This is a genomic window from Microcoleus sp. FACHB-68, from assembly GCF_014695715.1.
Taxonomy (GTDB): domain Bacteria; phylum Cyanobacteriota; class Cyanobacteriia; order Cyanobacteriales; family Oscillatoriaceae; genus FACHB-68.
Genome location: NZ_JACJOT010000009.1, coordinates 209,453 through 220,932, shown reverse-complemented (window position 1 = coordinate 220,932; position 11,480 = coordinate 209,453). Strand labels below are relative to the sequence as shown.

Annotated in this window: 7 protein-coding genes; 4 read left to right on the top strand and 3 right to left on the bottom strand. The window is 47.7% G+C overall.

Features of this window, described 5'->3' with window-relative positions; genetic code table 11:
* The first annotated feature begins 56 nt into the window (after positions 1-56).
* From H6F73_RS16455 to wecB, 4 genes are all read left to right on the top strand, one after another.
* Entirely contained in the window at positions 57-503 is a 447-nt protein-coding gene (locus H6F73_RS16455) for a tellurite resistance TerB family protein (RefSeq protein WP_190759838.1), read from the top strand.
* 307 nt (positions 504-810) lie between these two features.
* Entirely contained in the window at positions 811-1,725 is a 915-nt protein-coding gene (locus H6F73_RS16450; protein WP_190759836.1) for a class I SAM-dependent methyltransferase, read from the top strand.
* A 654-nt stretch (positions 1,726-2,379) separates the two neighbouring features.
* The gene (locus H6F73_RS16445) at positions 2,380-7,683 is read left to right on the top strand and encodes an FG-GAP-like repeat-containing protein (RefSeq protein ID WP_190759834.1); all 5,304 of its coding nucleotides are present in this window, start codon (positions 2,380-2,382) and stop codon (positions 7,681-7,683) included.
* A gap of 432 nt (positions 7,684-8,115) precedes the next feature.
* The gene (gene wecB / locus H6F73_RS16440) at positions 8,116-9,243 is read left to right on the top strand and encodes a UDP-N-acetylglucosamine 2-epimerase (non-hydrolyzing) (protein WP_190759832.1); all 1,128 of its coding nucleotides are present in this window, start codon (positions 8,116-8,118) and stop codon (positions 9,241-9,243) included.
* 105 nt (positions 9,244-9,348) lie between these two features.
* Here the strand turns inward: wecB and H6F73_RS16435 are convergent, their stop codons facing one another.
* The 3 genes from H6F73_RS16435 to H6F73_RS16425 form a co-directional block, all read right to left on the bottom strand.
* On the bottom strand, positions 9,349-9,885 hold the full coding sequence (locus tag H6F73_RS16435) for a hypothetical protein (RefSeq protein WP_190759830.1): 537 nt from the start codon (positions 9,883-9,885) through the stop codon (positions 9,349-9,351).
* Positions 9,882-10,379: a cytochrome gene (locus H6F73_RS16430; RefSeq protein WP_190759829.1), complete on the bottom strand. Its 498-nt coding sequence runs from the start codon at positions 10,377-10,379 to the stop codon at positions 9,882-9,884. The genes H6F73_RS16435 and H6F73_RS16430 overlap by 4 nt, the downstream gene beginning before the upstream one ends.
* An 81-nt stretch (positions 10,380-10,460) precedes the next feature.
* Entirely contained in the window at positions 10,461-11,345 is an 885-nt protein-coding gene (locus H6F73_RS16425; protein ID WP_190759828.1) for a 4-hydroxybenzoate solanesyltransferase, read from the bottom strand.
* Positions 11,346-11,480 lie beyond the last annotated feature (135 nt).

Sequence of the window (11,480 nt, the reverse complement as noted above, 5' to 3'; positions counted from 1 at the left end):
CAGAAACAACAATAATGAGACATCAAGGCATCAATTCATAAAAGGAGACAAATGCAGTGGGTTTGTTTAGAAAACTATTCAGAGATCAAAAATTAGATCCTAATTCGCTTTCGCAAGCCGAAGCCCTGGCAGCAATTGCAGTGGCGGCGCTCGCGGCAGACGGTTATCTGCTCGACGAAGAAAGACAAAGTCTTGTTTCTGCGATGGCCGGCCTACAAGTTTTCAAGAAATATTCAAGCCAGCAGCGACTCAAACTTTTAGAAAAGTTATTTGATTTACTCAGGCAAAAAGGAGCACATACACTTGTTCATTCAGCTAAAGATGCCCTTCCTCCTAAACTTCGGGAAACCGCATTTGCCGTTGCCATAAATATGGTTATGGCAGATGGCACCCTCGTTGAAAGCGAACGAGAATTTTTACGACAACTAGAAGAAGTGTTAGAAATTCCAGATGCTGTTGCTTCTCAAATGGTCAAATCCATGCTAATTAAAAATAAAGGTTAAATTTTTATTTAAAATTGCCCATAAATTTGTGAATGTATTATCTACAACTCAACCAATGGCTAACCTTTTCAAACCTCCAATCTCAGCACCAAACTCTTAACCTTATCTGCGTTTATCTGCGTTTATCTGCGGTTAAAGAAATCCAAATCCTCAACTTTTGTAGAAAGCTTACAGAACCTCTCAAAACCAAAATAGCCCCTAAAGCCATAAGTTTTCACAATTTTGCATAAGTCATGCCGGCACGATTAACCGTTAAAATAAAACTTGGAAACAGGCCAGTAAAGACTAACAATAACAACCTCCTATTATGACTGTTGCTGCAAATACAACACCAGGATTAGCGTCTCGCCTGGTTAATGGTGTCCTCTCAATCAAACCTTTGGCAAATCTAGCCAAACACCAAGCGCGTAAGATGATGATCGAACGGGCTGAGAGGATAGGGGTGCATTGGAACCAGGAAGTAGAAGCACTGCGTTCGCAAGACTTGGAAGCCGAAATGGCAAAGGTGCAAAATCCCCAGATTTCCTATCCAGAATATTACTTGCGCTCATTCCACGCCTACGAATTAGGCGATCTGTGCTGGGAGGCGGCAACTGAAGTGGAAGTGGCTGCGCGGACTGTTCACGCCGGCATTTGGCCGGATGCCGGTGCTGAGGGGGATGCCAGACTGCGCCAAAGTTATCATGACATCCTCAAAGCCCATCTACCAAACCCTCCGCAGAATATTGTGGATCTCGGTTGCAGTGTGGGGATGAGTACGTTTGCTCTGCAAGAAATTTTCCCCCAAGCAAATTTTACGGGTGTGGATTTATCCCCTTATTTTCTAGCAATTGCAAACCTGCGTTCGCAGCAGCGTCATAGTGATATTAATTGGGTTCATGCTGGGGCAGAAAGCACCGGCTTACCCACCGCTTCTTATGATCTCGTTTCCACCTTTTTAATGTGTCATGAACTGCCGCAAACCGTAACGATGCAGATTTTCAAAGAAGCTCGCCGGTTGTTGCGTCCGGGCGGTCATTTGGCAATTATGGATATGAATCCAAAGTCAGAAATCTATGGCAAAATGCCGCCTTACATTTTGACATTGCTCAAAAGCACTGAGCCTTATTTGGATGAGTATTTTGCTTTAGACATTGAGCAAACATTGATAGATGCCGGTTTTGAAGCGCCAACCATTACACCGAACAGTCCTCGTCACCGCACTATCATTGCTAAAGCTTAAGTATTAAGCTTTTTTAGCATAAGTTTGAAAACCCTGGTTCTGGGAAGTGGAGATGAAGCAATCTCTCGCCCAGCCAGGGTTTTTGCGATCTTGATGGGTGGGATTGAGTGCCGGTGATAAAAGAGAGCCAAACATAAAAGCATAAAATACATACTTGTTAATGAATTAACATATTTTTTAATTTTGTCAATAGTGGACGTACGGATTTTAATAAGTTAGCGTAGACATCGCGCGTGTGCCACAAACAGGTGTGTCACAAAAAAGTTAATGCACATCACGCTTTTGGGAGATTCTTTTAAGCAGTGCAGCAACCAAATCCAACCTCAAAAACCTCTTTAGCCATGAAAATCATTGGCTTTCCTCATTTCCTCGACTGGTTCTGTTCTCATAAATTAACTTTACTTTCACCCCTTACCGATTTAACCGAGTATTTTTAGTCAGATTAAATTTAGACAGATAGGCATCTACATTTAATCGAATGTTCGGCAGTATATTAGGGTTTTTTACCCTAATATACTGCCGAATCGAACCTTATTTAACTTTTTGCAGTGAATGCCGGCACTCATTTAAGCAAGTTTAAACACAGGCCGGCAGAGAAAAATAGCCGAGGTCTATCAAAGAAAGTCTGCAAAACGTAATGAGGAGAAACTAAAAATGGCAACTTTTCAAGAACAAACCTTCAGCAACCCCTTCAACCTCACGGATGTGGGGTATAATGCCTCCCCCACCTTTGCCGATATTGACGGCGACGGCGATTTAGACGCCTTTGTTGGGGAATCGTTGGGCAACACGTACTACTACCAGAATACCGGCACCACCAGCGCCCCAGTTTTTGCTGCCCCCCAAACCAACCCTTTCAACCTCACCAATGTGGGGCTTTATGGGTTCCCCACCTTTGCCGATATTGACGGCGACGGCGATTTAGACGCCTTTGTTGGGGCACATGACGGCAACACGTACTACTACCAGAATATCGGCACCGCCATCAACCCAGCCTTTGCTGCCCCCCAAACCAACCCCTTCAACCTCGCCTATATGGGGTCTGGTGCGTCCCCCACCTTTGCCGATATTGACGGCGACGGCGATTTAGACGCCTTTGTTGCGGCAAGGGATGGCAACACGTACTACTACCAGAATATGGGCAGCGCCAGCGCCCCAGCCTTTGCGAACCCTCAAGCCAACCCCTTCAACCTCACCAATGTGGGGTATCGGGCCGTCCCCACCTTAGCCGATATTGACGGCGACAGCGATTTAGACGCCTTTGTTGGGGAATATTACCGCAACACGTACTACTACCAGAATATGGGCAGCGCCAGCGCCCCAGTTTTTGCCAACCCTCAAGCCAACCCCTTCAACCTCACGGATGTGGGGTATCATGCGTCCCCCACCTTTGCCGATATTGACGGCGACAGCGATTTAGACGCCTTTGTTGGGGCAAGGGATGGCAAGACGTACTACTACCAGAATACCGGCACCGCCAGTGCCCCAGCCTTTGCTGCCCCCCCACCCAACGCCTTCAACCTCACCCATGTGGGGTCTGATGCGTCCCCCACATTAGCCGATATTGACGGCGATGGCGATTTAGACGCCTTTGTTGGGGTATGGGATGGCAACACGTACTACTACGAGAATACCGGCACCGCCCTCAACCCAGCCTTTGCGAACCCTCAAGCCAACGCCTTCAACCTCACCAATGTGGGGCTTGATGCGTCCCCCACCTTAGCCGATATTGACGGCGACGGCGATTTAGACGCCTTTGTTGGGGAATCGTTGGGCAACACGTACTACTACCAGAATACCGGCACCGCCCTCAACCCAGCCTTTGCGAACCCTCAAGCCAACCCCTTCAACCTCACGGATGTGGGGTATTCTGCCTCCCCCACCTTTGCCGATATTGACGGCGATGGCGATTTAGACGCCTTTGTTGGGGCACAGGATGGCAACACGTACTACTACGAGAATATCGGCACCGCCCTCAACCCAGCCTTTGCGAACCCTCAAGCCAACGCCTTCAACCTCACCAATGTGGGGGGGGAGGGTGCGTCCCCCACCTTAACCGATATTGACGGCGATGGCGATTTAGACGCCTTTGTTGGGGCATGGGATGGCAACACGTACTACTACGAGAATATCGGCACCGCCCTCAACCCAGCCTTTGCGAACCCTCAAGCCAACGCCTTCAACCTCACGGATGTGGGGTCTGGTGCGTCCCCCACATTAGCCGATATTGACGGCGACGGTGATTTAGACGCCTTTGTTGGGGCAGCTGACGGCATAATTCGCTACTACGAAAACGAACCCACCGTCAGCATCAGTGCCGGCACTTCTCCAACAGAAGCCGGGACAGTCGGCAGCTTTATCGTCACCCTCAGCGAACCGGCAACGGATGGAGGCATCACGGTATCTTACACGGTAGCGGGTACTGCCTCCAGTGGCACCGACTACACCGCCTTATCCGGAACTGTTTCCTTTGCCGCCGGGGAAACCGCTGCCATTATTAACGTTGTTCCCATCAATGATACGGTTATCGATCCGGGTGAAACGGTGCAAGTTACTCTCACTCACACGACGAGTGACGAGGTAAGGGTTTCGCCCAATAGCACCGCCACGCTAACCATTGAAGATAATGATATCAACTATGCCATCGCCGCCGGCACCCCCACAGTCGTGGAAGGAAATACCGGCAATACCACTGCCATCACCTATACCATTACCCGCACAGGCCGAACAGATCAAGCTAGCAGCGTCAATTTTGACTTAGCCGGCACCGCTAGCAATAACGCAGATTACAGCAACATACAAATTGCCGGCACCGACATTACCAATACTGCCAATACCGTTAATTTTGCTGCCGGTGCGACAACTGCAACCATTACCCTGGATGTTGTCGGCGATGTTGTGGATGAAGAGAACGAAACCGTACAAATTTCTCTTTCTTCCCCTACTGCACCTGTCGGTTTCCAAGCAACAATTCCCATCACCACGCCTGCCGCCACAACGATTACCAATGACGATACGGCAGGCTTTACCATTACTCCTGCCGGTGTCACCCTCAACACCACTGAAGCTGGGGGAACGGCAACTTTTACCATTGCACTTAATACTCAACCCACCGCTGATGTCACTATTGCTTTAAGTAGCACCAACACCGCTGAAGGAACTGTCACTTCATCGATGACATTTAATTCCACTAACTGGAATACCCCTCAAACTGTCACGATTACAGGGCAAGATGATCTTAATGCTGAGGGGGAAGTTGCCTATCAAATTATCACAGCCGGTGCTGTTAGCACTGATGCCAAGTATAACGGTTTAAATGCACCTGATATTAATGTCACCAATACCGATAACGATAGTCCTGGCATTACAATTACTCAATCGGATGGCATCACCTCTGTTGCAGAAAGGGGAGTTACCGACAGTTACCAAATTGCCTTAAATACAATTCCCACCGGCTCTGTAGAAATTACAGCTATCGCCGATTCGCAAACCCAAATTAGTTTGGATGGAACCACGTTTTCCAACACTCTAACCTTCACTCGTAGCGATCTCACTGTCCAAACAATTACGGTACGTGCTGTCGATGATTCTATTGTCAGTGAAGGCGCTCATGTCGGCACGATTACCCACGCGATTACAAATAGCCCAGATAGCAATTATCCTACAACGCTGGCGATTAATTCGGTTAATGTCAGCGTTACTGATAACGACAATCCGCCGACGGTTATAAATATCAATAAAACCGGCACTGAAGACACCGCTATTACTTTTACTGGGGCTGATTTTACGGGTGCCTTTAGCGATATTGATGGCAACAGTTTAACAAAAATTCAGATTGTGACATTGCCGGCTAATGGCAGCTTAAGTTTAAATGGCACGGCTGTCATAGCCAATCAAGAAATTGCGTTAGCTTCTTTAAGCAATCTTTCCTTCACTCCATCTGCCAATTTTAACGGCAGCACAAGCTTTAATTGGAATGGCTTTGATGGCAGCGCTTACTCGGCTGCCGGCGGGACGGTTAACTTAAGTCTTAGCGCAGTCAACGATCCGCCAACATTATTGGCAATTATTAATGACCAAAGTGCAACGCAAAATGCCGGCTTTAATTTCACGATTGCCGAGAATACTTTCACGGATGTTGATGGCGGTACCCTGACTTACAGCGCTAGTTTAGAAAATGGCAGTGCTTTACCAAGCTGGTTAAGCTTTAACCCGACAACGCGCACGTTTTCAGGAACACCGGCACCGAATAATTTAGGGACAATTAATGTAAAAGTATCCGCATCAGATGGTGTGGCAAGTGCCAGTGATGTGTTTTCTTTAACGGTTAACACTACTCCCAATACTGCGCCAGCAGTGGCAACGCCAATTTCAGATCGTACAGCGACGGCGGGGACAGTTTTTAGTTATACGTTTGCTGAAAATACCTTTGTTGATGCGGATGGGGATGCGTTGACTTATGCGTTGACGCTGGCGGATGGCACTCCCTTACCGGCATGGTTGAGTTTTGATGCACAAACACGCACGATATCCGGAACACCCCCCGAAGGGACAGAGGCAACGTTTGATATTTTGGTAACGGTTAAGGATGCTGCCGGCGCGAGTGTCGGTGATCGCTTTAATTTGGCGGTGAGTGCTCCTGAACCGGCTGAACCTGAACCGACTGAACCTGAACCGACTGAACCTGAGCCGGCTGAACCTGAGCCGGCTGAACCTGAACCGACTGAACCTGAACCGGCACCCATCGACACCAGTTGCCTTTGTGATCTTTTCCCCACACCAAATTTAGTTGCCGGCAGCATCATTCCTAATGTTGTTGAAAGCAATTTCAATGGCAGCAACGGCGTAGATCATTTGCTGGGAAGTCTTTACGGCGAAGCGTTTTATGGTGAAGGCGGTAATGACATTATCTTTGCATACGAAGGCAATGATAATGTTTATGGCGGTGATGGCGATGACTCACTATTTAACAATTTTGGCTCTGATTACATGGATGCCGGTGGCGGCAATGATACCGCTTTTGGCGGTCAAGATGCAGATGCGATTCTGGGAGGAGATGGCGATGATTTTGTCATCGGTTATATGGGTAATGATACCCTCAATGGCGGTGCCAGCAATGATTTATTGTTTGGCAACAAAAACGATGATTTCATCGAGGGGGAAGATGGCAACGATACGATTTTTGGCGGCAAAGATCATGATGCTTTGTTGGGTGGAAATGGTGAGGATATCCTTTTAGGTGATATCGGAAACGATATTATTCTTGGCGGTGCCGGCAACGATCTGCTATTCGGTAATGTTGGCGCTGATTTTATTGATGGCGGCGACAGCAACGATACAATTTTTGGCGGTAAGGATAACGACATACTGAAAGGGGATGCCGGCAACGATATCTTACTCGGTGATATCGGCAATGATACCCTTTGTGGCGGGGAAGGAAATGATAGTGTCTTTGGTAATGCCGGCGATGACATTATGGATGGCTGTGAAGGCGATGATAATCTCTACGGTGGCAAAGATAATGACACGTTAATTGGGAATGTTGGTAATGACTTGCTCAATGGTGAATTGGGTGATGATTCGCTTTACGGGAATATTGGCAGTGATACCCTTGATGGTGGGGATGGGAATGATAGCCTTTGTGGGGGTCAGGAAAATGATTTTCTGACTGGCGGTAATGGGGATGATGTACTCGCCGGGGATTTGGGTAATGATATCCTGACTGGCGGTGCCGGCAATGATCGTTTTGTGCTGAAATCGGGTGCCGGCAGTGATACGATTGCCGATTTTACAGATGGGGAAGATTTGCTGAGTTTAAGTGCCGGTTTAACCTTCGCAAATCTCACGATTACTTCGGGTAATAATGCTGCTTTGATTAGTGCCGGTGATGAACTTCTTGCTTCTTTAACTGGAGTGCAAGCCGGCTTGATCACTGTCAATGATTTTGCCCAAGTGTAGTTAGACCAAAGGCATCTGTTGCTATTTAATACAGGCGTGTAATAATCTCTCTAGGGGCTTTCCAGCAGGGAAGTCCCTACTACGTTAACACCTCCATACAACTGAAAACTGCTATAATGCTGTTTAAATTGGAGGGAATTAAAATTAAAAGTTTTTATAAAATTATCTTTCCACCGGCTTGCTGCGGACAATTTTACAAAATAAAAATTTAAAATATTATAAACGAAACGAATCAAATTAAATAAAAATTTATAGCCTGATTTTTTCTGTTACAGAAGTTCCTGAATGCAGGGATAAATTTTGGGATTAAATATCCCAGGCGATTTTAACATCCGTCCGCGCCGGCTACAATTCTTAAGATCACGCAGGTGGTCTTTGTTTGTATAGCTGCGCTTGCAATCACCCTGTCTCAAACTTGTCAAATCAACTGCAATGCCCAAGTTTCCTATTCAAGTCTGTATCACTCTGGGAACCCGTCCTGAAGCGATTAAATTAGCACCGGCAATCCAGCAATTTAGACGTTCCCCCCATTTTGACACACGGGTGGTTTTAACCGGCCAACATCGAGAAATGGTCGATCAGGTGATGCAACTGTTCGATTTGAATGCTGATCACGATCTGGCTATCATGCAACACGGGCAAACCCTCACCGATATTACCTGCCGCAGTTTACAGGGACTCGAAGCCTTTTTTCAAGAGAATAGGCCCCAACTCGTAATCGTGCAAGGAGATACCACGACGGCGTTTGCTGCCAGCCTTGCTGCCTTTTACCAGCAAATTCCCATCGGTCATGTAGAAGCCGGCTTGCGAACCGATGATTTATTAAATCCCTATCCAGAAGAAGCAAATCGGCGCTTAATTTCTCAGTTAGCGCAACTGCACTTTGCCCCCACTTCACTCGCGGTGGAAAACCTGCGCCGATCAGGGGTTACGGGTGAAATTCACCAAACCGGCAACACCGTCATTGATGCGCTGCTAACCGTGGCGAAGCGCCAACCGGCTTGCGAGATTGCCGGTTTAGATTGGAATAAATACCGCACACTGCTGGCAACCGTCCACCGGCGGGAAAATTGGGGAGAACCCCTTGAAGGAATTGCCAAAGGATTCCTGCAAATTTTAGACACCTTTGAAGATACGGCTTTGCTGTTGCCCCTGCACCGCAATCCCACCGTCAGAGAACCGCTACAGGCGCTTTTAGGTAAGCATCCCAGAGTTTTCCTGACAGAACCCCTAGATTATGCAGAACTCGTGGGAGCAATTCAACGCTGCTATTTGCTGCTGACGGATTCTGGGGGATTGCAAGAAGAAGCACCGGCATTAGGTAAGCCTGTTTTAGTGTTACGAGAAACCACAGAAAGACCCGAAGCAATCGCTGCCGGCACCGCTAAACTGGTTGGCACCGATTGTGATCGCATTGCCGGTGCTGCAACGGAATTGCTAGGCGATCCCGTTGCTTATCAAGCAATGGCAACGGCTGTTAATCCTTTCGGAGATGGTCATGCCGCCGAACGCATCGTGCAAATTGTAGAAAATTACTTTCAAATAAGTGCTGAGTCCTGAGTGCTGAGTGGTAAATTCTTAGCCTGAGATGAGGTTGTAGCTGCTTATATTCTCCCCGTGCCCAATCCCCCATGCCCCATGCCCCATGCCCCATTCCCCTGAAAATTATTTCCCTCTTCTCGGCGGGAATGAGTGCTGAAAATTCCGATCTCCTTGATAACCGGATATCTCAGCAAGTTTATCTAGAGATTGCAAACCTGAATAGAACTTGTTGTTAATTTCCCAAGTTGGAAATCCCTCAATGTTAGCAGCCATGCAAACATCTGTCTGAGCGTTTTTCCCCCTCGGATCACATTCAATGTAATTAATTTCTTTAAAAGCTTCCTTGCCTAAAAGTTGCTCTTGGGCGTGGCAGTAAGGGCACCAATAAGCCCCATAGAACTTGGCATCTAAACTTTTGAGATGGCGTGCCAAAGCTATTTCTGCCGGCCCGGAAGTGGTGGTAATTGGTGGCCCTTCTTCTCCCTGTGATGATTCTTCCTGACGCGGGGAATTCTGTGCCAAAGTTTTCGTTTCTTCACCGCTAAAACTAGATGAGGCGTTTATCTTATGAACATTTGCATAAACTCCCACCGCACCTGTAAAAGTCAGTAGGCTAACTGTAACGCCACTTAAACAAAGTTGTAATTTAGTTAATTTCATGAGTAATTTTCGAGAATTTTGCCAGCCTGTTCGATGGCTTCTTGAGCTGTCTTAACCACAAAAACGTTTTCTTCTGATAAAGTTTGAAAAAAAACTTGACTTTCAACGTGGTTATTTAACAGGATAACTTTTTTGTTGGCTTTGAGGGCAAGGGCAATTTCTGAAGCTGTGCCGGCACCCATGCCGCAAGCAATGATCACATCTGAAGAAAGAACATTGATATTGTTGCGAGCGCTGCCCATGCCGGTGACAATGGCAATATCAACACCCTCAGAGAGATGGCTACAATCTTCTGCCGGCAGAATCCCAATCGTCAGACCCTTTGCCTTTTTTGCACCCATAGAAGCCGCGTCCATCACACCGGCATCCCTGCCGCCGGTGAGCAAGACCCATCCCTTTTCAGCGATTAATTCGCCCAGTTCTCCTGCATTTTGCAGCTCGATTGCCGTCGCACCGGCACCGGGTCCCATAACCCCAACAACTATTTTTTTCATCAAACTTTTTAAACGCAAAAGGACGCAAAGTTTAACGCAAAAGACATCTTACTTTGCGTCCCTACTATGAAAACCTCTGGGTTAAAACACAGAACCAATAATCATGCCGGCGAGTAAAATAAAACCTATTTTGACATTTTGGCTGAACTGCTGGGCGTAAACAAACTTGGGCAGGTTGTCTTCTCTGAGTTTGCTATATTGCCAACCCCACCAGCCGATAGCCACAAATAAAGCGATCCAAAATCCAATCCGCAGGTGCATCATCCCGCCGACAATTGCCAGCAAAGCCGAGGCACTGGCGTAGGATAAAACCACCGCTTCTGGGGCATAATCGCCAAAAAATAGGGCGCTGGAGTTGATCCCCAGGCGTCTATCATCTTCGCGATCGCTCATGGCGTAGACGGTGTCAAATCCTAAAGTCCACAGAACCGTTGCCCCCCAGAGAACCCAAGCGGCGGGTTCTAAGCGACCGGCAACGGCACTCCAACTGATGAGGACAGCAAAACCCCAAGCAACCGATAACACCAATTGCGGCACGGCAAATTTGCGCTTTGCCAGGGGGTAGATAATAATCACCGGCAAGGCAGCTACGCACAGCCAGAACGTGAACGTATTGAGATAAAGGGCAAGGATGCCGGCGCAAATAAAGGCCACCACGGCAACCACCAGACCCACTCTAACCGAGAGCAATCTCGAAGCGAGGGGACGCAGGCGTGTCCGCTCAACTTTTGGGTCAATATCTCGATCCCACAGATCGTTAACAACGCAGCCGGCGGCACTGGTTGCCAAACTCCCTAAAATAATCACCACAACCAGCAGGATCGGGGGTTTCCCCTGTGCCGCCAAAAACACAGCCCATAGAGCGGGAATCATCAAAATCAGCCGTCCTGCCGGCTTGTCCCACCTCAAAAGTCGAAAGATGCTTTGCCAGATGGCTTCAGGTTGGCGTTTTTGTGACGTCAGCATTGCATTAACTGATAAATGAGCGGCTTATCTATATATTTAGCCAATGTGGCGCGATTGAGAAACACAGCTTGCAGGCTATTTTGCCACAACTAATTAGTGAAGATTTTAGCCTATCGCAGTTTTGCCGGTTCTTGC